This is a genomic window from Paraburkholderia sp. GAS206C (assembly GCF_050435645.1).
In the GTDB taxonomy this organism is placed as follows: Bacteria; Pseudomonadota; Gammaproteobacteria; order Burkholderiales; family Burkholderiaceae; genus Paraburkholderia; species Paraburkholderia phenazinium_B.
Window position 1 is genome coordinate 99,985 of record NZ_JBNDKR010000011.1, and the last position, 23,132, is coordinate 123,116.

Below are 23,132 nucleotides of genomic sequence, written 5' to 3' on the forward strand. Positions count from 1 at the left end.
TAAAAGTCAGATCAGAACGAAGCTTAAAAGGAGTGTAGTGTGAGTAACCATCATCCAGACGGCGATGTCGTCGACCAGATCGCTGATCCGGCAAATCCGCAGATCGCGCGGGACATCCGGCAACATAGGCCGAAGATCGTCGACTTTATCCAGGCTACGTTTGATGCCCTGTTTGTCGACGAACCCGGCAACTTCGATTTGCGTCTGCGCTTCTTATGTGCCGCCAAGGTCGCAGCGTTGACCGAGGAAGCAGGGCTGGCGCGTTTTTATCTTGACGCGCTTGAGTGTATTGAGCCGCTCGATACGGACGCCAAAGAAGATGCGTTGGAAAAAGCGGTGTTTGAACACACCACGCGCGTAACGTCGGCACCGGCATCGTGTGATCAAGCTGCGCTCGACGCCTTGAACGCAGTGGGTATGACGGAGTACGAAATCGTCACGCTTTCGCAACTGATCGGCTATGTATCGTTTCAGGCACGTCTGATTCTCACGGTGCGTGCGCTTGCCGGCGTCGAACGTGCGGCGGCAACCGCGAAGAGTGGCTCTAGGAATTTCGTTCGTCATAGCGGCTTTACCGCCGAGCCGATCGAATGGGCATCGTGGCTCACGCCGGTGGATCTCGCCACGGCCACGCCCGATCAACTGGCGGTCCTCGACGAAAGCGGCCCGACGGCCCGCACTTCACCTTACTACCTGACGCTCGTTCACAATCCCGCGGTACTGCGGCAACGTAGCGGCACGTATAACGCCATCATGTATGCGCCGGGCGGACTGTCGCGCGCCGACCGGGAACTGGGGGCACTAGTTGTTTCCACCTTAAACGGCTGCCCGTATTGCGCATCCGTGCATGCACAAAGACTGAATCAGTTGACGAAGGAGTCGGATCTCGTCACACGCGTGTTTGCCGATCCCGTTAGCGGCGGCGCAAACGAGCGGGAGCGCGAACTGATGCGCTACGCACGCCGGCTGACGCTCGAGTCCGGTGAGTTTGGTGTACACGACGTGACGCGGCTTCGCTCGCTAGGCATGAGCGACGGCGAGATCCTCGACTATTCGCACGCTGTGGCTATTTTTGCGTGGGCAAACCGTCTGATGCAAACGCTTGGCGCACCCATTCTTCCCAACCGGCGGGACGGCAGCGAAGCAGGGGCGGGTCATGCGTGAATCCGCCTTGACCCGCCTTGCCTCGCTCGATGACCTGGAGGCGCGGCTAGCACAAGATCTGCAGTGGCTGTGCCTGCCGCCAGCAGGCTGGTCGCCGCGCAGAACGATTGACGGTGCTGCCGTGACCGATGTCCTGATCGTCGGCGGCGGCATGTGTGGCCTTGCTGCGGCGGGAGCACTGAAGCTGCTTGGCGTCGACAACATGCGCATCGTCGACAAGGCGCCGTTGGGCACGGAAGGACCGTGGATTACTTTCGCACGCATGGAAACGCTGCGTTCGCCTAAAGATCTGACTGGCCCCTGTCTCGGCTTGCCGGCGCTGACGTTTCGAGCGTGGTACGAAGCGCAGTTCGGCACAGATGCCTGGCAGTCGCTCGACAAGATTCCGCGTGTGCAGTGGATGGATTATCTGGTCTGGTACAGACGCGTACTGGGCCTTGAAATCGAAAGCGAGACGACGGTACTGGCAATTCGTCCTGCAACGCCCGCGAATAGCGTACTCGAAGTGACATTGGCGACGCCCACTGGAGAAGAACGGGTGCTGGCGCGCCATGTCGTGCTTGCCACGGGGCGCGACGGCGGCGGGCAGCCACAGGTCCCGGCGATGGCGAAAAAATTGAGCAGGCAGCGTTGGGCACACTCCGCTGACGAAATCGACTTCGCCGCCTTGCGCGACAAGCGCGTGGCCGTGGTAGGCGCGGGCGCTTCCGCAATGGACAATGCAGCGACCGCATTGGAGGCGGGCGCCGCGCGCCTGGACATGTTTATCCGGCGCAAGGACCTGCCGCGGATCAACAAGCTGACCGGTGTCTCCAGCCCGGGTCTCGCGCACGGCTTCGCGTCGCTACCCGACGCCTGGAAATGGCGCTTCAATAGCTATGCGATGGCGACCCAGACCCCGCCTCCGCGCAGCAGCACGCTGCGGGTCTCACGCCATGAGCAGGCATATTTCCACCTGGGCAGCCCGGTTGAAGATGTGGTCGAAGAGGGCAACGAGTTGGTGGTGCAGACACCGCATGGCCGCTATACGCTCGACTTCATCATCTTCGCCACGGGCTTCACGACAGACCTGCAGGTGCGCCCAGAGCTTGCGACGGTGGCCGGCAACATCCGGCTCTGGAAGGATGCGTTCGACGCCTCGCAGGAAGGACCGAACCACGAACTGGCCAATTCGCCTTATCTTGGTGCTGCGTTCGAGTGTCAGGAAAAGGTCGCGGGAAGCTGTCCGTCAGTGGGCCGCATTCACCTCTTCAACTACTCCGCGCTCGCCAGTCAGGGCAAGCTGTCGGGCGATATTCCGGCGGTGAGCATCGGAGCCGAGCGGCTCGCACAAGGCATCGTCTCACGCATGTTCTGTGACGATTGCGACGAGCATTACGCGGCGTTGCAGGCTTATGCCAAGCCGGAGCTGTTCGGCGACGAATGGACCGACGCGGATGAAGAACAGCGTTCGTTGGACGTCGCGCCTCAAGCAAAGGCGTCCTAAAGAAGAACCAGGTCTTCCACGCGCACATCGCAGACTAGCATGTAGCCCGGCGCGTGCGTAATGCAAATGGGGGGCCGCGCCTCGATGGTCGCGGCCTGCGGCGTCACACCACAGCCCCAGAACACGGGCTGCTCGCCGTCGAGGATCTCGGTGGGTTCTCCCTCGTCCGGAACGGCCACGTCGCGGATTCCTATCGCCGCGGGGTCGCCCATGTGGACGGGGGCACCATGCGCGCCGGGCAGCCCGCCGCATACCTCATATGCAATCGCTGCTTCCTGCGGCGTGTAGGGTCGCATCGACACGATCATCGGGCCGTGAAACCGTCCAACCGGTTGCGTCTGGATAGAGGTGCGATACATCGGGACGACCTTGCCCTCGTCGACATGGCGTACGCGCAAACCGGCCACTTCCAGCGCATGCTCGAATGACAGCGAGCAGCCAAGCACAAAGCCGACGAAATCGTCCTGCCAGAGGGTGGAGATGTCATCGAGCTCTTCTGCGAGGACGCCATCGCGCCATACCCGGTAGCGCGGCAAGTCGGTGCGCAGGTCGACGTCGTCACCGAGCATGGGGACGAGGCTTGTGCCGGCCCGTGTCATGCCGATCAGCGGGCAAGGCGTGGGATTGGCCCGGCAGTAGCCCGCGAAGTCATCCGCCCACGATTGCGGCAGGATGACCAGATTGCCTTGCGCGTAGCCCGGCGCCATGCCGCTCGTGTTGCCATTGAAACCCGCACGGATTCCAGCGCGTGCGCCTTGCGGAGTCAGCGCCCATGCAGGCGTCGGCGAGATTTCAGGTGAATTGCGCTTGAGACGTTCCATGAAGCTCACTCCCGATCCGGCCGCGCTACTGCAACGACTCCGACGCAGTTTCGCGCGTCCTGGTGAGCGTCAAAAGACCGATCAATGCGGCCGCGACCAGCAGGAACGCCGGGCTCAGCAGGTTGCCGGTCGAGCCGATCAGCGCGGTGGCGATATAGGGCGTCACGCCGCCGCCGAGCATCGCGCCGAAGTTAAAGCTGAACGCGGTGCCGGTATAACGGACGCGGGTTGGAAACTGCTCCGCGTAGGTCGGGTAGCCCACCGATTGCACGATCGGCATCGGCAGCGCCACGATAAACATCGCGAGGAACGCGAGGCCGATGTTCTGGTGATTCATCAGCATCATCATCGGAAAGACCAGCACGATATACGCAGCGAAGCCGATGGCCAGCACTTTGCGGCGTCCAATGCGGTCGGACAGGCCGCCCCATACGGGCATCAGCACGGCCATCGAGAGGCTGACCAAGGACATGAGCCAATACACACTGGTCTTGTCGTACTTCAGGTAGGTGATCATGTAGATGTTCATGAACACAAAGCCCACCCAGTACCCGGCATTCTGTCCAAACGAAATCAGGAAGACCTTGAGCATCGCCGCACGGTGGTGCGTGAAGACTTCTTTCAGTGGGGCTTTGACCGGTTTGCTCTGTTCGAGGGTCTTCCTGAACACGGCCGATTCTTCGATGCGTTTGCGCACGTAAGCCGAAACCAGTACGAGCGGGAGCGCCATCAGAAACGGAATGCGCCAGCCCCAGTCGTGCAGCTGCGCGCTGCTCATGAAGCCGCTCGTCAAGCCGCAGACGGCTGCGGCGAGTGCGCCGCCAATCGCCACACCCACCGGCGTCGCCGCGCCATAGAAACCGCGCCGGCCGCGCGGCGCGCATTCCGCCACGTACGCTGCGGAACCGGTCACCTCAGCGCCGGCGAAAAAGCCCTGCGCGAGACGGACCATCAGGAGTGCGATGGGAGCGAGTCCTCCCACGAGAGACGCAGTGGGCAGCACACCCACCGCTCCGGTGGCGACGCCCATGCCGATCACTGTCACGATCAGGACACTACGGCGTCCTACCTTGTCGCCGAGGCGTCCAAGTACGATACCGCCTACCGGGCGCATCAGAAAGGCCGTGCCGAAGATCGCCAGCACCGAGAGCAGGGCGGCCGTGCCGTTGCCTGCTGGAAAGAACAGCGGGCCGATGATGGATGCCATGTATCCATAAACACCGAACTCGTAATACTCGATTGCCGTTCCGGCGGCCGCGGCAAGCGCTGCCTTGCGAGCGGCACTCCTCGTCGCCGATGCGGAAGGCGTCGCGTCTGTTTCGAAGTGTGCAGTTGAGGCGTTCGGCATGATCATCGGTTCCAGAGTGGGGGGTAGTCAGCTTGACGCCACACAAAGCTGCTCTAGTGCTGCGAAGCTTCTTTGCTGGGACAACATCAGTCGTTGGGCGGTACCCAGGTCGACGAGCGTGAGGCGAATGGTCTCGCCGGGCATCTTTTGTGCGAGCCGCGGCAGATCGACTGCACAAACATGGCCGATCTTCGGATAGCCGCCGGTCGTCTGGCGGTCTGCCATCAGAATGATTGGCTGGCCGTCGGCGGGAACCTGGATCGAACCAAAATCGACCGCTTCCGATATCACTTCGCGCGGCGCCGTCAGCTCGAGCTTCTCGCCTTCGAGTCGATAACCCATCCGGTCCGACTGCGGCGAGATCCGATACGGCGCAGCCTCGAGCGCTTGCTGGGCGTGCGATGAAAAGCAGGACCACTCACGACCGCGAATCACCCGTATGGGCGAATCGGGCGGCAACGCAACCTGATCGTCGAACGCCTGGCACAGGCTTCGCGCCGCTTGCGACAGCTTTGCCAGCTTGCTGGACGGTGCCAGTTGACTCAAAGAAAGCACATCGCCTTTTTTCAATGGACGTCCTGCGTGGCCGCCATAAGCGCCGCGCGTGTAGGTGCTGGCGCTACCCATCACCTGATCGAAGACGAATCCACCGCGCACCGCAAGGTATGCACGCGTCCCAAAGCTGCGCTTGCCGAACGAAAGGTCGCTTCCTTTCGCAACCGCAACCATATGATCGACAGGAAGAGGCTCGCCATTCAACAAAGCGCCGAGGTCCGCGCCGCTGAGCGCGATCACCGCGTCTTCGTGAAACCGAAGCGTCGGGCCCATCAACGTAATCTCGAGCGTCGCGGTAGACGGCAGGTTACCGACCAGTGCATTGGCGAGACGATGCGCGCGCTCGTCCATCACGCCGTTGACGGGGATGCCGAGGTGCCGATAAGCAGTCCGACCGAGATCCTGAAAGGTGCTCAACGCACCGGGCTTGATGACTTCGATACTCATCGCGCCGCTCCTGCGTTGTGACTGATGGTTTCGAACTGCTCTGGCGTGATCGGCACGAAGCGAACCTGGTCTCCTGCATTGACAAGGCAAGGCGCTTCTCGCGCCGGGTCGAACAGTGCAAGCGGGGTCCGTCCGATCAGATTCCAGCCGCCGGGCAACGTCAGCGGATAGATCACGGATTGCCGGTTAGCGAGACCGATCGAACCTGGGGCGACAGAGGTGCGGGGCGTTGCACGCCGCGCGGGACTCAGTCTGGTGTCGAGCATGCCGAGGTAGGGATGCCCTGGAGCGAAGCCGAGCATCATCACGTCCACGAGCGCTCCGCTGTGCAGTTCGATGACCTCGTGCTCGGAAAGGGCACAGGCGTGAGCCACTTCGGCGAGATCCGGCCCATGTTCGCCACCGTAGCAAACGGGTATCTCGACCACGCGTCGTGCTGCCTCTTGCGTGGCGTCGACTGTTTTCAACAGACTGTTCAGCGCTTCGACGAGTGCGTCATAGGGTGCCAGACTGGTGTTGTCTAGCGGCACCCGATGCGGCGCATAGTGAATGCCGACAGTCGTCATGGCCGGGACGATACCGGTCACGTACGGCAGGTTTTCCGCCGCGATGCGCGCGGCGAAATCGCGCGCGCTGCGGTTTGCGGCGACGCGGTCCCCGGCATGCAGTTCGATGATCAGCAGACGCTCGCCGGAAGCGTGGAGCGTCCATGCGGCTGCATCGGACGCGCTGCGTTTTACTTCATCATTGACGGGTATCGCGGCGCTCACGTTAATACTCCTCCAGCCGTTTGCGTTGCCGCAAACGGGTCTTGAGCCTGTAAAAGGGGGAAGGGCTGCTGCCTGGTTATATTGGCTTACTTGGCAAACAGCGATTCGATGTTCGCGAAGGCCTTCATCTCAAGCGCGTTGCCCGACGGATCAAGGAAGAACATCGTGGCTTGCTCGCCCACTTCGCCCTTGAAGCGGATGTACGGTTCGATGATGAATTGCATGCCCGCGTCCGTGAGTTTTTTCGCTGCGGCGTGCCATTGCTCCATGGGCAATACAACGCCGAAATGGCGCACCGGGACCGCGTGGTCGTCCACGGCGCTCGTCTGGCGATGGCCGACTTCGTCCGGCGCGAGATGGGCCACGATCTGGTGGCCGTAGAAGTTGAAATCCACCCAGTCTTCCGAGCTGCGGCCTTCGGGGCAACCGAGGAGGTCGCCATAGAACTCGCGTGCAGCGGCAATGCTGTGCACCGGGAAGGCGAGGTGAAAGGGGGGCACGGCAGTCGTGGTGTCGCTCATGTTGGGATCCTCAGGTAGTTCAATGTGGTGCCACGCAAACCAGTCTAGGGATGACAAAAATAGTGGAATAGCGATATATTTTTGTCCTCAGCAACAATAAAATCGATCAATCCCACCATGATGCGAGAGCTCAAAACCTTTCTGGCTGTCGTGCGTTACGGCACTTTCGCAAGTGCCGGCTCTCATATCGGGCTGACGCAATCGGCGGTGAGCGCGCAGATCCAGCGTCTGGAGGAGGACCTGGGCTATCCGTTGTTCGAGCGGACCGGCCGCTCGGCGACGCTCAATGCGGCCGGCAAACATACGGTCGAGGTGGCCGAGGAGCTGCTCTCGGTGTACGCGCGCCTGGCCGATCGCGGCGGTGTGGCGGAGCAGTCAGGCTTGCTGCGCGTCGGGGCGATCGCGTCGGCGCAAGGTTCGTTTCTGGTCAGCGCCATTCAACGCTTCAGGCAGGATTCGCCGGGTTGGCGCATTCGTGTCATTCCGGGCGTGTCGTTGAATCTGCTGGCTCACGTGGACTCGGGGGAGGTGGACGTGGCGGTGATCATCAAACCGCCGTTCGCGCTGCCGGCCGAATTGAAGTGGCGCACGCTGACTCTGGAACCGTTCGTCTTGCTCGTGCCGCGTGAGCTGGCCGCTCGCCCGTGGCGCTCGGTGCTCAAATCGGAGCCTTTTATTCGCTACGATCGCAATTCGTTCGGCGGCCGGCTGGTGGATCGCTTTCTACGAAGGATCCGTGTGACGGTGCATGACGTCGTTGAACTCGACGAATTGCAAGGCATAGTCGGGTTGGTAGCCCAAGGCGTTGGTGTCGCGATTGTGCCGCAGGCGGCCGGGCTCTATATGCCGGATACGGTGGCCGCATTGCCACTTGGCGATGACGACGTGTTTTTTCGTGAGATCGGGCTGGTCGAGCGTAGCGGCCGTCATGAGCAGGCCGCGGCAGCTGAGTTTGCCGAGTGCCTGTGCGAGGTGACGAGTGGCCGGCGCTAGACGCCGAGATGCATTTAAGCGTGAGTGTGGGCGGATGAAGCGGGCGTCGTCATCGGCCATACTGTGAAAGTAACGTTGCTGGAGTTCACACCATCATGAAGCCCTTTTGCTTCGCAGCGGTTCTCGTCGTATTCATCGCCGGCTGTGCCTCGACGCCGGAACCCGTCGATAGTCAAACCGCCCAGCCGGGTCCGGCCGACACGGATAGCTACATTTTGCATACGCCCGACCGTGTGATGCCGGGTGACTCCACCTCGAGGCCACCGAGGCTCAGCGTCGGCGTGAGCTATCCCGACACGCAACTGATTCTGCCGTGGTTCCTCAATGACATCATCAACGTGATTAACTATCGCTAGCCCGGCAGCGAGTTTCGAATCGCCTTTCGTAAGGAGTCCCGGATGAACCTGCAGTCCCTGAATACCCCGGCAGCAGTGATCGACGTCGCACGCATGCAACGCAACATCCAACGGATGCAACAACGGCTGGATTCGCTCGGTGTGCGTTTCAGGCCGCACGTCAAAACTACCAAGTGCTTGCAGGTGGTTGAAGCACAGATCGCCGCGGGTGCACGAGGCATCACCGTGTCGACGCTCAAGGAAGCGGAGCAGTTCTTTGCGGCGGGCATTCGGGACATCGTGTACGCAGTCGGCATGGCACCGGACAAACTCGGCCGCGCGCTGGCACTGCGCCGGAAGGGCTGCGATCTGAAGATCGTTGCCGACAGCGTTACGTGTGCCGAAGCCATCGGAGCATTCGGCCGTGAGCAAGGTGAAGCGTTTGAGGTATGGATCGAGGTGGATGTCGACGGTCATCGCTCGGGCATCGCTCCGGACGACGATCTGCTTATCAACGTCGGCAAAGCTCTGGTTGAGAGCGGTATGCGCCTTGGTGGCGTCATGGCCCACGCCGGATCGAGCTACGAATACGACACGCACGACGCGCTCGTGCGTATCGCGGAACAGGAGCGTGCTGGAGCGGTTCGCGCGGCTGAGCGGCTTCGCGCTGCCGAAATGTCGTGCGAGGTGGTGAGCATTGGATCGACACCCACGGCGCTGTCCGCTGAAAATCTCGCAGGCGTGACTGAAGTCCGCGCTGGCGTATATGTCCTGTTCGATCTGGTCATGCATAACGTCGGCGTCAACGAAACATCCGAGATTGCGCTGAGTGTCTTGACGACTGTGATCGGCCATCAGGAAGAGAAAGGCTGGGCGATCGTCGACGCGGGCTGGATGGCCATGAGCCGTGATCGCGGGACCCAACGGCAGAAGCGGGATTTTGGCTACGGCCTTGTCTGCGCGGAAAGCGGTGAAGTATTGGGTGACTATCTGATGAGTGGAGCAAATCAGGAGCACGGAATAATCTCTCGAACGGGGCAGCCGGATCACGAGATCGCCCGCCGCTTTCCGATTGGCACGCGACTGCGCATTCTGCCCAATCATGCCTGCGCCACTGGCGCGCAGCATCCTGTGTATCAGGCGCTCGTCGAGGACGGGAACGTTGAGGAGTGGCCGAGGTTTTACGGTTGGTGATCCGATCGTTCATCTTCGACGTCGTTCATTCCCGGAACTCGGCGAGACGTTGCTGGATGCCGGCCACCGATCCAAGAAGCGGCGCAAGCAGCAACGGAATCAGAAGGATCCACAGCAGGCGCGCCTCGTTCGCGGCGCGCGCGACTGCAGCGTCGAACTGATCCTGATTGATGTCCGTGGTTTTATTTAACGTCGCCACGAATCGCTCAAATGCGCCTTCGGACTCCATCGCGGTTGTGCCCAGATCGAGTGCAACCGCGTTGCTGTGTAGCCCGGACGACTCGAGATCCCGAATCCGGCTATCGATCCGGGCATAGTCGAGCCATGCGGCAACGGTGGCGCGTGCAGCCTGTTCCTCGCCGTCAAAGGTGATATTGTCCAGCTCCTCGTTGAGCAGTCCGACGCTTTTAGGGCGGGGTGCACGGGGCGACAACTGGCTCATATCGGCGCGCTCCGGCGTCAGCAGCATTGTCGCTGAACGCTGGAAATTGCCTGCCGGTTCGGCCTTTTCGTCCTTGTCGCGCGTGAGCAGGTAGATACTTTCCTGCGAGTGGGCGTTGTAGGCCAACGCTTTCGCCTGCGACAGGGCAAACACCGAGTCAAACGCATCTTCCTTGGCGATCCGGATGTTCGACAGAAAATTCGTTCCGCATGCGCCAAATGCAATCGCGCATAGAACCAGCGCTACCGTACCGGCGGCAATCCACGGGTTGATGACGCGCCGGAAGGTGGCAAGCAGATACCGCTGCGTATGGAGGAGCAGAAGCAGGAGGGCAATGGAGACCGCGCAGAACGCTATCAGCCATATCCGCGCGGCCGTCCGGCCGTCGGAGTAGGCGTTGTCCAGATGAGCGAAATTTGCTGCCGCCAGATCATCCACGGCTGGAATGATGTGCTCCCGGATAACGTCGTCGGCGGCACGTATGTCGTAAATATTGCCGCCATCCGCCAGTGCCGAACCTTCGAGCGTCTGATACAGGGAGAGGTTGTCGAGGGCGCGCAGGATCGGCTGACGTTCCGCGTCGCCGTAGGCAATATTCTGTGACGCGGCGACGAGATAGTCATTGGCCAGCTCGATTGCCGCACGATAATCGCTAATGCTTTTGCCGTTTGTGCCTTCTGCGCTGACAAACGCCCTGAGGAAATCGGTATGCGCATCGCTTAACGTACCGCGGATATTCTCGGCTGCGACGATCGACGGTTCCGATTCGTAGCCGATTGTCTGGACGATGGAATGAAATGCGTGCCACGTGAAGAAGCCAGTGGCTGCCACTAGCAGGCAAAGCGCGACGATGCCGGCCCGTAGCGTGCGCAACGTCGAAGGCACACGCGCAAACGTATTCACCTGCGCTCTAGGTGCGTTCACATGAAGCGCCTGGGTTGTAGACACATTTATCTCCCGAATCGATGACAGCCTGATTTACTCCGGTTATCGACAGCTTGCCATGTCGAAGCACATAGCCGTGGTAAAAATGCCAAAACGTCCAGCGTCACAATTTTGAAAAAATATCCACCGGCGTTTCTGTGTGCGAGTATGGATCAACTAGCTTCTAATCTGAAGGTCATGATCCACGGGGGGCTCCATGAGTAGCCAGGTACTCAGTTGGGCAGCGGTGCCGCACAATGGCGACGGCGTCGTCTTCCAGGTTCGCATTGCCCATGGACTTCAACGTTTCTACCTGTCGCGCCGGGTGCTCGAGAATGTATTCGACCTCGAGCCGCGGGCTTCGGACGCGAGACAACTCCAGCTTTTCTATCAATTCCTGAACCGCATTCTGACCCGAGCCACTGCGAAACGGTCGATCGCGGGGTCGGACACGCTTCAACTCCAGGCCACTGATTTTTCGCCGCTGCGTACCGAGGAAAGCAGATCGAACCGGCACGCAGTCGAGCAGACTGCGGCTTGAGCGCTTGCCGGGTAAAGGCGGTGTAGACGCCTGTTTGCCCTGGATCTGCCGACCCAGAGGCGCGAGCGGGCCGACCGGGATGAATTCGTACTGCGCGAAGCCGCCTGTCACGGGCGGCAGCGTGTCCGGCTCCGCTTTTGCTTCGTCGACCGAATCGACGTTCATGGGGAAAATCACACCCGTCGCGTCGTGGCTTGACAGTCGGCCCACGCGACATCGTGATCCATGGAAAGTAAGCAGGACTACCTGGGAATGCTGTCCAATACGAATCGCGCCAGCGCCACCGTCGGTGTCTAAAGATTTCCAATTACGACGCGCGGAGCTATACGCGGATTTGCAGTACGCCGACAACATCGGCAGGGACTCTCGGCGCACCGAGTTCGGGCAGGTGGGCTACCGGTTCAGCTGGTGAGCTTGGGACGCGATTTGTCGGCCTCCAGCCGGCGCGTAATGAGGCGGACCAGGTAGGTGGCAAACTCCGGATCCTGGTAGTACATCCGCATGGCGTCGGTCGCCGACACCATCAGCAGTTCGCAGTCGCTCTTGCAGACAGCCGTGCAGGTGCGGCGATGGTCCGGGGAAAACAGCCCAATTTCTCCCAGTATGGTGCCAGCCCCCACTTCGACCCCGATCTCCTGAAGACCGATTGTCCCACGCACAATATAGTAGAGCGCATCGCTCGGCGCGTTCTTGTGGAACAGCACGTCGCCACGTCTGAAGTGGCTGGGAGACAGGTGCGAGAGCAACCGCTTGATGGTGAGCTGAGCGTCGAGCGCATGATGAAGCTGTGCATCGCCAACCTTTTCCAGCCGTGCGGCCGCGATGCTGGCCTGGCCGCGGCTGCCGACCTTCAACGCCTTGTACACCGTGTACAGGTGCACTTTCACGGTTCCTTCCGCAATGTTGAGCTGCCGCGCGATCGACTTGTTCGACTCCCCGCGCGCCGCGAGCGCCAGCACTTCGATCTGGCGCGGCGTAAGCACAGCGCCGTTGGCGGCGGATGCCGTGGTGGCGCGTGACGCGGCCTGCGCAGCGGTAGGCGAAACGATCTTGTTTGCGAACGCGAGCAACGCGGGCGGCAGGTACGTGGCGCCGGCCAGCACGATCCGCAGAGCGCCCAGCAGCGCACCGGCGGATTCCGATTTGCTCACACACCCTGTCACGCCGGCCGCAATGAAAGTGTCGATCGTCTTCTGACCAATCTCGTTCAGCAGCGCGAGGGCAGGCAAAAGCGGAATGTTGCGACGCAACGCGTCGAGCGCTTCGAGCGCTTCGCTTTTGTGCTCGCCATCCAGTACCAGCAGATCGGCGCTCGAGCCGCCGTCGAAAGCGCCCGTCCGGTAGTCCACACATGTCACTTCAGTGCGTGGCGCGAGTTCGGCGAGCAGACGCGCAACGCCCTCGCGAAACAGACCGGCAGGCGCAACGAAAATGATATGCATAAGCCTCGATTTTTTTGGAACGGTTAACCTTACCCGCGTCTGCGCCTGGCGGGCCTCGTACCTGTATTCGTATGAACTAAGACAGAAACAGAACCTGCTGCGCCCATTGACGCGTCGGTGTTCGTTATACAACACACTTAACGAATTCGCATTCGTCCATTAACCGGCCGTAACGAGGCTGAGACATGCTATTCGCGGCGCGCGAACGCGAACGCTGGGCGAATACAGATTTCCAGCGCAATGCCACCATTGCATGTAAAGTAAATGTAGGTATTTTATTGTCTGCGGGAGGGGAGAGGTGGGCGAGACCAGCGCATTCATTCCGACGGGGCTTTCACGCTACGTACCGCGACATCTGTTGACGGCGGGAACGTGTGAGACCCCGAGTGCGCGTGAATTCCGGGGTGTGGCGATGATGGTGGACATCGCGGGCTTTACCGAGCTCACCGAAACATTTGCGCGCGAAGGGGTCGCGGGTGCGGAACGCTTGTCGGCGATCCTTGACCGTTACTTTGGAAGAATGACCGGCATCTCGATCGCGCACGGGGGTGATGTTCTGGATTTCGTCGGCGACGCCATCCGCGTGATATGGGAATACGACGCGACACCGGATGCGACCGCGCGGCTCGCCGTGCAGTGTGGCCTGCAGCTGCAACGTGCGTTACCGGAAATCATCGCGGAAACCGGTGTGCAAATGCGTCAACGGGTATCGCTCGCAGAGGGCACGCTCACGCATCTGACTGTCGGCGGGGTCGGCGGGAAGTGGTACAGCCTCACCGCAGGCGGCCCAGTGGCCGAGGCGGCGGCAGCCAATCATAAGGGCAGTGCGGACGAGGTCGTAGTATGTGAATCGTTGTGGGACATGGTGAAGGCGCATTTTGTTGCCCGAGCGCTGCCGTGCGGCGCTGCTTCCATCACGGAACAATACGGTCCCGTATTGGCGCCCTTACCGCCTCCGCTGGAGGAGCCCGGTCCACCATCCGGCACGCTGGAAAAGTTTTTCGGGCATCACTTTCTTGAACGCGTACGCATGGGCGGCGGGCGTTGGTTCGGAGAGTTCAGGAATATCACCACGCTATTCATCGGGCCGTCCATCGTCGATTACTCCGGCGAGAATGCATTGAGCCTTCTGCAAGCTGCGGTGGCCAGCACGCAAAAAGTACACGAACGTTTTGGCGGTGCCCTCACCGAACTTTCTGCGGATGACAAGGGGCTCACGCTACTTTCGGTATTCGGCTTGCCGGGCATGGCGCACGAAGATGACGCAGTTCGCGCGGTGGCCGCCGGGCGAGCGCTTGCCGCCGCAATGCGCGAGCGCGGAATTCCGCTCAGCATGGGCATCACTTCGGGACTGGCTCTTTACGCCGACCGCGGCGGCAACGAGCGCCGCCATGCGGGACTGACGGGTGGGGTGGTGAACCGCGCCGCACGGCTCATGACCGCTGCGCATGGCCGCGTACTGTGCGACAGGGCAACACGCGACGGCGCCGCGCGCGAATTTCAGTTCGAAGCGTGCGACCCTGTCTCGGCAAAGGGCTTCGCTGAAGTTGTCGCCGTCTGGCAGCCAAGGGCAGGCGCGGCGAGTGAGGGACATTCGTTCGCAGGCGTATCGGTCGGCCGCGAGAAGGAAGCACAACAATTATCGCTTGCGCTCGATGAGGTCATTGCAGGGCACGGCGACGCTATCGCATTGTGCGGTGAGGCGGGCCTCGGTAAGACCCGGCTCATTGCAGATATGGCGGCCAATGCGCGTGAGCGGGGCGCTTCAGTCATCTGGAGCGCAGGCTTTGCGCTGGAATCGATGTCGGTTTTCTACGTCTGGCGACACATCCTCGCGCAACTGCTTTGCGGCACAGGCAAGTTCGACCCGGTACTGGCGAGCCGTACTGCCGCAAATCTTGTTGTGGACGACGAAAACCTCACGTCATGGTTGCCACTCCTTAACGACGTCATGCCGTTCCAGCTCGCCGACACGGAACTCACGCGGGAGATGGTCGGCCACGCGAGAGCCGAGGGCTTGCGGATGCTCGTTACGGCGCTTGTTTCGCGCTCATCGCGCGATACGCCCATATTGCTGATTGCCGACGATCTGCACTGGTTCGACAGCGCATCCGCAGCCATGCTTCTGGAACTCGCGATCGCGCGACCGCCGGGTCTTCTTCTGCTGGCCGCCACGCGGCCGCTCGACGACTCCGCCGCTGTCGAGGCGCATCAGGTTGTCCGCGAGTCGCGCTGTATTCACTTACCCGCTCTCACGCGAGCGGCCTTGAGCGTATTGATCGCCGACCGTCTGGGTGCGGCGGAGGCAACGCACGAGCTTGTCGATTTCGTAGTGGGGCGCACGGAGGGAAATCCGCTGTATGCCGAAGAGGTTGTTGCGGCGCTTCACGTCTCCGGTTATCTCGAGATGACCGACCGTGTGGCAGCGTTTTCTGCCGAGGCTGAGAGTGAAGCCAACGCCATGCTGCCGGAGGGATTGCGCGGCGTGATCGTCAGCCGGCTCGATACGCTCGGCGCTGCCGAACAGCTCATGTTGAAGATCGCGGCCGTGATCGGGCAGGAGTTTTCGCTCAAGATGCTGCGCGATCTGTTTCCTGGCGAGCAAGGTACGGCCGATCTCATCGCCCTGGCACGGGTGCTCGAGCGCGAAGACGTCGTGTACCCCGTAGGCGACGAGAACGACTGCTACCGTTTCAAGCACGTCCTGGTGCAGGATGCAGTGTACGAACTGCTGCCGTACTCGCTGCGCCGGGAACTGCATCGCGACATAGCGGACTGGGTCGAACGCAACGAATCGCACGATCTCGAGCCGCACTTCGCGGCACTGGCGTCCCATTGGGAACGCGCGCGGAACATTCCTGCCGCCGTGACGTATCTCGAGAGGTCTGCAGAGCTTTCGTTGAAACACTATGCGAACCGCGACGCTATCAGGCAGGCGGAGCGGGCGATCAGGCTTGCTAACGAATACAAGCTGCCGCCAGATCGGGAGGGCGAGATGCGTTGCGAGGCGATGCTCGGAGAAGCCCATATCGAGCTGTTTCAATACGGTGCGGCCAGGGATCACTTCAATCGTGCACTCGTGTGCGCCGGCCGGGCGGTACCGCGTTTCGCCGGGACGATGGTCGCGGACCTTGCCTGGCAACTAGTCCAGCAATTGAGCGCGCGTGCGGGCCTGATGCGAGGACGGAGCGCAGATCCGCTGCTGCCGCGGATCTCGCACATTCACGAGAAACTCAGCGAAATCGCGTACTTCAACAGCGGAAAGCTGTCGCTTCTGCATGCGACGCTGACGTCGCTCAATCTTGCCGAACGCTCCGGCAGCGTGCGTGAGGCTGTGAAAGGCTTCGCCGCCATGGCGATCGGCTTCGCCGGCGCGGACCTGCGCTGGCTATCGCAGGTCTACAACCGGCGTTCGCTGGCGTTGGCGGAGGAGCAGGGCGGTATTGATGATATCGCCTACGCTAACGTGGTGAGTGGCGTGTACTGGGCGGCCGCTGGCAGCTGGGAACAGGCCGTGGAATGTTTGAATTACTCGGCGTCGCTCTATGCGCGTCTCGGCTCAATCGAGCGCTGGCAACAATCGATTGCCGGTTTGTGCGCTGTTGCTCTGGCGCGAGGGCAATTGACCCATGCCAAGGAGTGGCTGGACAAATTGCGTCCTGCACGCCATGACATGCCGGCGCAAATAGCGGCTTACCTGCATGGCTTCGATACCTCGCTCGCGCTGGCGCAAGGAGGTCCGTTGCAGGAGCTGGTGATCCGCCTCGACAAGGTGATTGTCGCGCGCGAGCTGGCGCAGTTCGACCGGATATTCTGCCAGGGCTTGATCGCGGCGTCGTATTGGCGGCTAGGCGATCGCGTGCGCGCGGTCGAGTCGGCTCAAGCGGGCCTCGACAACCTGTCGGCAGGCGTGCCTGTCGCGTGGTATGTGACAGACGGAATTGCGGGCATTGCGCAAACCCTGATCGATGCTTCGGAGTGCGGATTGGCGAGTCGGCGCGATGCGCAACGCGCATGTCATATCCTTGCGCAATATGCGCGCGCAACGAAGGTCGCCGCGCCGCGTGCCGCCTTGCTTGCGGGCAGGTTAGCGGCAACCCGGCATGACAGACGTTTCGCTCTCGCATGCTGGCGCAGAGGGCTTGCTGCCGCACGCACGCTCGGCGCCGGCTATGACGAGGCGGTGTTGCTGTACGAACTCGGCAACCACAGTCCGCACGATAGCTCTGAAAGAACCGAGTTTCTGGAGCAGGCGCGTGTTCAGCACGAACGCATCGGCGCACCGCCATTGCAGACGTGAGAAAACTGCCGCAAACCTGACACTGAAAGATCGCTCCCCCTCAATGGTCACTCTCGCCCTTGATGATGGGCGGATATCCGCTGATTGCACGTGAAGCCTGCATGCCGCCCATGATGGCGCCCTCCACGCAACCAGCGTTGATGCCTGTCTTGAGCCAATCGCCTGCAAGATACAGGTTGCTAAAGCCGGATGCATCGCTCGTTATGCGGTACTGGGTACTACCTACGGTCGAGAGCACGTAGCGGTCGGAAGGGTTTACATTCGCGCGCCAATACTGCGCGTCGAAACGCGCCAGCCCGCTGCCGTTAGTCGGATCGATCAATATCCGCCAGTCGAATAAACCTGGAGACGCCACGGCGGGCCAGAGGTTAAAGACCTCGTGCTGCAGTTGACCAAGCGCACTCAGTTTTACTTCTTCCGTGCAACGCGAGGCGTAGTTGGCATCGGTGCGGGGCGGCGAATCAGGCGTAGGCAGCGGACTGCAAAAGTAAGAGACGCTCTGTGGCACGTGACCAGTCGGCCACACTTCACGCGCCAGCAATTGATTCATCGGCGTCGTGGTATTGAAGGGCTTGCTGAACGCGCTCAACTCGGGCTCCTCTCCGTTGGAGCCGAATACATTCCAGCCGAGGTCCCGGATGCTCTTGCTCAGCCATATCTGATAGGCCTGAGTCGCCACCGTCTTCACGTTGTCGCTGGCTGCCTTGAGGGGAACGCTCTTCTCTAGCAGCTTTGGGCAGACATGCGGCAGGGAGCCGATCGACAGTCCGTAGACAATCTTGTCGAAGTCCACTCCGCGTTTTAGCCGCTTGACCGGTAATGGCTTGCCAAACTCAGCGCTATAAATTTGCGCCCAGTCGCTCCAGTGGGATTCGAGGTCCACATCTTTGGCCTGCAGTGTGCGTGCCTGTGCCGGGTCGATCTGCTCGTAGTTCGGACAGCTTGGCCAACACTCCAGATCGGCGATATCGACCAGCGGGTTGTATTCGGTGACGCCTTCTGCAAGAGCCACCTGTTGAGTCATGACGATTTCACCTACACCGTCGGCGTCCGGAATCAGTTCGTCCACGTTGTGGAAGAACTGGAAGCTCACGCCACGCTGTTTTAGCACTTGATACAGCGGCGTAAAGACGGTGTCGCCCATGCCGGCCTGCATTTTCCAGATGAAGCCGCCGTGATAACCAATGGCCAACCGCAAGATGCCGCGCAGCATCGTGCCAGCCTCGATGTTCGGGCGAGCGGTGTCGCCATCCATAAAGGCGAACACGAGGTCATAGAGTCCGCGGACCGGCGCGGAATCAATCGTATAGGCTTCGTTGGCGCCGTGCTTGCGCAACCAGTCGCGGAATTCGATGTTGTTGAGGACGTCGAAGCCATGGTGCAAGACGCCGTCGGCATGCATGCCGATCAGGCTCGTGACGGCCAGATCGATGGAAATGAAGAGATGCCGCACCTTGTCGTCAATGCCCAGATGATGGGAGACGTACTGGGGCAGAGAAGCCTGAACCGTCTGCAACTCGGTTAGTACAAACTGGTGATGCTGCTTCTCCCGGAAGTGGAACACTTCGGGCAGGCGCTTCACGAATCCGATGACGCTTGCCAGAATGGCTTCTGCTTCCTCGATAACCCCTCCAGATTCCCTGGCGGCATGTAACAAATGATGGCCGAGATCGTCCAGCCATTGCCCAATCCATGCCGTTACGGTTTCCAATATTGCCGAAAATGTGATTTCCTCGTTGTGCGCCCCCGGGACACCCGGTTTGATCGGTATCTCGATCGGCCAGAACTTATAGCTTTGGTCGATATACTCGGTGAGCACAATGTAGTTCTGTGGCTTAAAAGCGTCTTCCCACTTCGCAAGCGGAGCAGTAGCAGGCCGATTGAGGGCGTCGTAGACCTTTTGCATCACGGTAAAGCCATTGTCATAAAAGCCGAACCACATATGCAGTCCGTGCTCTTCGATGCGCTGGCCCAACTCGGCATTGCGTCCACTGGCACATTTTCCGCCCAGGCGCCACCCCATCTGATAGACAGTTATGTCGTAACGGTCTTGCCAGCCGGGCTGCTCGGTAAGATAAAACGCGGCAGCCATCGCGCCTGGGCCGCCGCCGAGAACGGCGATTTTCTGCGAGCTTGCCTCCGCGGTCTGGAGCAATTCTTCACCCGCTGAGATGGTGAAGTCCATATTGATGTGGAAAGGTAGGAGTACAGGCTGTTCTCCGAGCTGGAGGCCCAAGGTCTCGTCTAGCCGGAAAGTATCGAACTTGTGCAATGTGCACGCATAGGTATAGCCAAGCAATCTGGCGCTGTGCACTTTGTCGACTGTGGCGGGCGCAACGACAATGGCCTGGTACACGGCCTTAAGGCCATTGGCGTCCGGGAACTGCTTGAGAAATAGCTGATCGACGCGTGTTCGCAAAAAGAGTGTTGCGAGATCCTCTATCCCCGCCTCGTCGAGTGCAAACAGATCCTTCTCCGAGCGCAGAATGTCTAAACCCTCACGTATCACATCGATAAATCCAAGCAAGGGCCGATGCGCGTTCTGCGTATCGATTGCAGTGACCTCGATCAGAGGGTGCATGCCTAGTTGCGTCTGAGGACTGTAGGGTTGCCAGCCTTCGGAGGAAAACTTGAATTCGCGCGGGTCCCCGCCTGGTTCCGGCATGCTGAATTGACACAGGCTCTTTGGATAGCCAAAGACTTCACGGCCGATGGAAATGGCCATAGGCACGTCGACCCATGTATACGCCGGGTAAAGAAAGACGCGCTGCAACTTCGTGGCGCCGTCTTTTTCTTCGATTTGCCCAACCGATATCCACGTGATGATGTCGGTTTCCTTACCCCAGCCCTTGTTTTCATCCGCGGGGAAGCCCGATTGGGCATGCTCCACGCGTGTGAATGTCAGCATGATGTAGGGCGACAGCACCTGAAAAGTCATCCGGCCGGCAGCCACCCGATTGAGCGTCCCGTCGACGGTAGCCTGCAGCTTTTTCAGATCCCCTTTGATAAAAAAGCCGTACATGTCGGATGCGTTGAGGTGCATGGGCGTGTGCTGCACCGGTGAGCCACTGGTGTAGATGTATGCGGGCCGTTCCGTCATTTCTCCCTCCTCTGGGGCTATCGACGACGAGTCCATTGTCAGCGCATTGTAGGCCTGGAATTTAGCTCATACATACTCTTTGAGTTCTTTGTTGAAGGGTGGCTGCACATGTTTAGACATACTCCGGTTTTTTGTCGGTGATGGCAACGCGGAAGGCGTGGCTGCCGGTCCTTTGCCTAGAGCACCTCAAACACGCTATAGACCGGCCCGTCCTTGAAGCGGTGACCCGTGCCCACCGCGATCACCCGGTTCAGAAATTCATACTTGCCAGCGGGGGCTTCGAAGACCGGATTGATGCGAAAGTAGTAGCTGGCCGGATCGACCGGTTCGCCTTTTTCGAGCCGCTGGATCACGTCGGCCGCGCCGTGGCGAATGCCGCGGTAGGCTATCGTGATGTTGACACCATCGTCGGTCTGCAGGATCAGGCGCACATCGAGCGTGGTACTGCCGTCGCTGCGCGCGCTTTGCCAGTCGCTGCCGCCGTCGAGCACCTTGCCGCTCAGGCGCTCGCCCGCAAAGGTGCCGGACGGCACGATGCCGATGCGGCGAAACGTTCCCGGCGTGTCGCCGACGATGACGATCGGCTTGACATCGAGCCGCATCACGAACAACGGCCGCGTCTGGATGCTCTGGAGCGCGGCGGGCAGGTCTTCGAAAGCGGGAGTAGACATCGTCTTCACCTTGTCGGTTGATGGCATGGGGGTGTCATACCAGAGTCATGGGAACGTTTGAGGGTACTTAAGGGCTACTTGAGCGGCGAGAAGTCGGTTGCACGCAGCGGCTTGAAAGTATAAGTGCGGATTTCGTAAAGCATGGCAGCTCTCCGTATGGGCCGGATGGCGTCTGATTCGCGTGTTGGCCTCGGTTGATCGGGCACTTCTAGGCAGCAGTTCTTCCACCATTGACTCTGAGCACCTCACCGGTCATGAAGCTCGCGCGCGGCGACGCAACGAACAGGATCGCGTCGGCCATTTCTTCCGGCGTCCCGGCACGCTTGAGGGGGACACCGGCGAGAAAGGCAGCCTTGCGTTCCGCATTCGCCGTGAGCCGGTCGAGCATCGCTGTTTCGACAGGACCAGGCGCGACCGCATTGACGCGTACACCGAACGCCGCGGCCTCGAGCGCCGCCGACTTCGTGAGGCCTTCCACGGCGTGCTTGCTGGCCACATATAGCGATGCGCCTGCTGCACCGCGCGCGCCCATCGTCGACGAGATGTTGACGATACTACCGCTACCTTGCGGCGCCATGACACGAAGTTCGTGTTTCATTGCGAGCAACGTGCCGAGCACATTGGTTTCGAACACGGCGGCGTAGCGTTCGGGGGTTTGCTCGATCACCGGGGCCGATTCGCCTTCGGTGCCCGCCGAGTTGACCGCGATGTCTAGCCGTCCGAATCGCGCGACGGTGGCGTCGACGAGCTTGCGCACTTCGTCTTCGAAGCGCACGTCTGACTGCACGAACTCTGCCTCGGCACCGAGCGAGCGTAGCTCCTCGGCGAGTTGCCGGCCTTCTTCCGCGCGGCGCCCCGAAACGACGATACGGGCGTGGTCACGAGCAAAAGCGATTGCGGTAGCGCGACCGATGCCAGTCAGTGCGCCGGTGATGAGTACGACAGGTTGGTTGTCCATGGCTATTCCTTGGGTATGCTGATTAAAGTTTCGAACCGCCGTCGACGCACAGCGTCTCGCCGGTAATCCAGCGTGCCGCGTCCGAAGCGAGAAAAACGACTGCCCCGCCGATGTCCTCGGGTTGCGCGCTACGCTTGAACCTCTGCATTTCGGGGGCCGTTGGCGTTAGCCGGCCACTATTTTTTGTTTTTGGGTCTGATATTCCGCTTGCCACCACGTCCGCAGCAATCGCATTGACGCGCACGCCGCGGGCACCGAGCGTGGTCGCAAAGTACTTCACCAGCGTGTCGACGGCGCCTTGGCTTGCCGCATAGGCCGATGCCGGTGACGATACGGTGCCCACCTGATCATGGGTCGCCAGCGAGGAGACCAGCAAGACGCTACTGCCTTTGCACATCGCCGGCATCAGTTGCTGCACCAGAAAGTAGGGCGCGCGCACGTTCAAGGCGAACAGCTCGTCGAAATCGGCGACGGTGGTGTCTTCAATGCTCGCGCCCTTCGTCATGTCGGCGCTGCACACCAGTACATCCAGACGTGCGCCGATTACGGCGCGCGCTCGATTTGCCAGCCGGTGCGGCCCATCCGGGGCGCTCAGATCCGCAGCAATTCTGTCGGCGTGGCCACCGGCTGCGCGAATCTGCGTAACCACTTCGTTGGCCGCTGTGTCTTCAGGGCAATAGTGAACCAGAACCTGGGCGCCTGCTTTCGCGAGGGCCAGCGCGCTAGCACGGCCTATCCCGCGAGAGGCGCCCGTGACGAGCGCGGTTTTTCCACTGAGAGGGCTCATGATCAGATTCCAGTTACTTCAGTTCCTCGGCGATATAGCTGGCAGGTATGGAGTGCGATTGCCGGTCCGCTTCGCCGGAGCGGCTGTCGTTGCGTCCCGCCTGATGCGTAATCTAGTGGCAGCACGTGGAAAGATAAAAGACTTTGTAGGTTGGCGGGCATGCCTGAGAGGCATACCGCGCCAACTGCGGCCGATGGTGCTTTCCCATTGACGAGGACGCGGCCGGGTACAGCTCTGCAGCGCGTTCACACCGCAGAGGTTTTGCATATGCGCAAAGATTGGTTGGCCTGGCGTCTGGCCGGCTTTACTGTTAGCGAGGTATCGCGCGAGTCC

At 60.7% G+C, this 23,132-nt stretch carries 18 protein-coding genes; 7 read left to right on the plus strand and 11 right to left on the minus strand.

Features of this window, described 5'->3' with window-relative positions:
• Positions 1–39: 39 nt before the first annotated feature.
• Both P3T20_RS28910 and P3T20_RS28915 read left to right on the plus strand, forming a co-directional pair.
• Positions 40–1,164 carry a CMD domain-containing protein gene (locus P3T20_RS28910; protein ID WP_074268013.1) on the plus strand — a complete coding sequence of 375 codons (1,125 nt, stop codon included), beginning with the start codon at positions 40–42 and terminating at the stop codon, positions 1,162–1,164.
• Positions 1,157–2,650, plus strand: coding sequence for an NAD(P)-binding domain-containing protein (locus P3T20_RS28915; RefSeq protein ID WP_429288566.1), 1,494 nt, complete (start codon positions 1,157–1,159; stop codon positions 2,648–2,650). The genes P3T20_RS28910 and P3T20_RS28915 overlap by 8 nt, the downstream gene beginning before the upstream one ends.
• On the opposite strand, the gene P3T20_RS28920 is transcribed toward P3T20_RS28915, so the two are convergent.
• The 5 genes from P3T20_RS28920 to P3T20_RS28940 all read right to left on the minus strand — a co-directional run bounded on the left by P3T20_RS28920 (position 2,647) and on the right by P3T20_RS28940 (position 7,112).
• Positions 2,647–3,471 carry a putative hydro-lyase gene (locus P3T20_RS28920; RefSeq protein ID WP_074268015.1) on the minus strand — a complete coding sequence of 275 codons (825 nt, stop codon included), beginning with the start codon at positions 3,469–3,471 and terminating at the stop codon, positions 2,647–2,649. The two genes, P3T20_RS28915 and P3T20_RS28920, sit on opposite strands and share 4 nt — an antisense overlap.
• 25 nt (positions 3,472–3,496) lie before the next feature.
• Positions 3,497–4,819: an MFS transporter gene (locus tag P3T20_RS28925; protein WP_429288567.1), complete on the minus strand. Its 1,323-nt coding sequence runs from the start codon at positions 4,817–4,819 to the stop codon at positions 3,497–3,499.
• 27 nt (positions 4,820–4,846) lie between these two features.
• The gene (locus P3T20_RS28930; protein ID WP_429288568.1) at positions 4,847–5,821 is read right to left on the minus strand and encodes a biotin-dependent carboxyltransferase family protein; all 975 of its coding nucleotides are present in this window, start codon (positions 5,819–5,821) and stop codon (positions 4,847–4,849) included.
• On the minus strand, positions 5,818–6,591 hold the full coding sequence (gene pxpB, locus P3T20_RS28935) for a 5-oxoprolinase subunit PxpB (RefSeq protein WP_429288569.1): 774 nt from the start codon (positions 6,589–6,591) through the stop codon (positions 5,818–5,820). The genes P3T20_RS28930 and pxpB overlap by 4 nt, the downstream gene beginning before the upstream one ends.
• An 86-nt stretch (positions 6,592–6,677) precedes the next feature.
• The gene (locus P3T20_RS28940; protein WP_074268017.1) at positions 6,678–7,112 is read right to left on the minus strand and encodes a VOC family protein; all 435 of its coding nucleotides are present in this window, start codon (positions 7,110–7,112) and stop codon (positions 6,678–6,680) included.
• Positions 7,113–7,229: 117 nt separating this feature from the next.
• Here P3T20_RS28940 and P3T20_RS28945 point away from each other — a divergent pair, with 117 nt between their 5' ends.
• The 3 genes from P3T20_RS28945 to P3T20_RS28955 all read left to right on the plus strand — a co-directional run bounded on the left by P3T20_RS28945 (position 7,230) and on the right by P3T20_RS28955 (position 9,634).
• Positions 7,230–8,105 (plus strand): LysR family transcriptional regulator, encoded by an 876-nt coding sequence (locus P3T20_RS28945; RefSeq protein ID WP_074268018.1) that lies wholly within the window; start codon positions 7,230–7,232, stop codon positions 8,103–8,105.
• Positions 8,106–8,200: 95 nt separating this feature from the next.
• Positions 8,201–8,461 (plus strand): hypothetical protein, encoded by a 261-nt coding sequence (locus P3T20_RS28950; protein ID WP_429288570.1) that lies wholly within the window; start codon positions 8,201–8,203, stop codon positions 8,459–8,461.
• 42 nt (positions 8,462–8,503) lie between these two features.
• Positions 8,504–9,634, plus strand: a complete 1,131-nt coding sequence (locus P3T20_RS28955; RefSeq protein WP_429288571.1) for a DSD1 family PLP-dependent enzyme — start codon at positions 8,504–8,506, stop codon at positions 9,632–9,634.
• A 25-nt stretch (positions 9,635–9,659) separates the two neighbouring features.
• Here the strand turns inward: P3T20_RS28955 and P3T20_RS28960 are convergent, their stop codons facing one another.
• A complete protein-coding gene (locus P3T20_RS28960) occupies positions 9,660–11,000 on the minus strand; it encodes a hypothetical protein (protein WP_429288572.1) in 1,341 nt (446 codons plus the stop codon).
• A 217-nt stretch (positions 11,001–11,217) separates the two neighbouring features.
• Between P3T20_RS28960 and P3T20_RS28965 the strand changes: the two genes are divergently transcribed.
• Entirely contained in the window at positions 11,218–11,541 is a 324-nt protein-coding gene (locus tag P3T20_RS28965; RefSeq protein WP_429288573.1) for a hypothetical protein, read from the plus strand.
• 401 nt (positions 11,542–11,942) lie between these two features.
• Here P3T20_RS28965 and P3T20_RS28970 read toward each other — a convergent pair whose 3' ends face one another.
• Positions 11,943–12,983, minus strand: a complete 1,041-nt coding sequence (locus P3T20_RS28970) for a LuxR C-terminal-related transcriptional regulator (RefSeq protein WP_429288574.1) — start codon at positions 12,981–12,983, stop codon at positions 11,943–11,945.
• A gap of 298 nt (positions 12,984–13,281) precedes the next feature.
• Between P3T20_RS28970 and P3T20_RS28975 the strand changes: the two genes are divergently transcribed.
• Positions 13,282–17,283, plus strand: a complete 4,002-nt coding sequence (locus P3T20_RS28975; RefSeq protein WP_429288575.1) for an AAA family ATPase — start codon at positions 13,282–13,284, stop codon at positions 17,281–17,283.
• A 40-nt stretch (positions 17,284–17,323) separates the two neighbouring features.
• Here the strand turns inward: P3T20_RS28975 and P3T20_RS28980 are convergent, their stop codons facing one another.
• From P3T20_RS28980 to P3T20_RS28995, 4 genes are all read right to left on the minus strand, one after another.
• Positions 17,324–20,383, minus strand: a complete 3,060-nt coding sequence (locus P3T20_RS28980; protein ID WP_074268025.1) for an NAD(P)-binding protein — start codon at positions 20,381–20,383, stop codon at positions 17,324–17,326.
• Positions 20,384–20,559: 176 nt separating this feature from the next.
• A complete protein-coding gene (locus P3T20_RS28985; RefSeq protein WP_074269379.1) occupies positions 20,560–21,054 on the minus strand; it encodes a DUF3237 domain-containing protein in 495 nt (164 codons plus the stop codon).
• A gap of 208 nt (positions 21,055–21,262) precedes the next feature.
• Positions 21,263–22,012, minus strand: a complete 750-nt coding sequence (locus tag P3T20_RS28990) for an SDR family NAD(P)-dependent oxidoreductase (RefSeq protein ID WP_074268026.1) — start codon at positions 22,010–22,012, stop codon at positions 21,263–21,265.
• 22 nt (positions 22,013–22,034) lie between these two features.
• On the minus strand, positions 22,035–22,799 hold the full coding sequence (locus P3T20_RS28995; protein WP_074268027.1) for an SDR family NAD(P)-dependent oxidoreductase: 765 nt from the start codon (positions 22,797–22,799) through the stop codon (positions 22,035–22,037).
• Between the last annotated feature and the right edge of the window lie 333 nt (positions 22,800–23,132).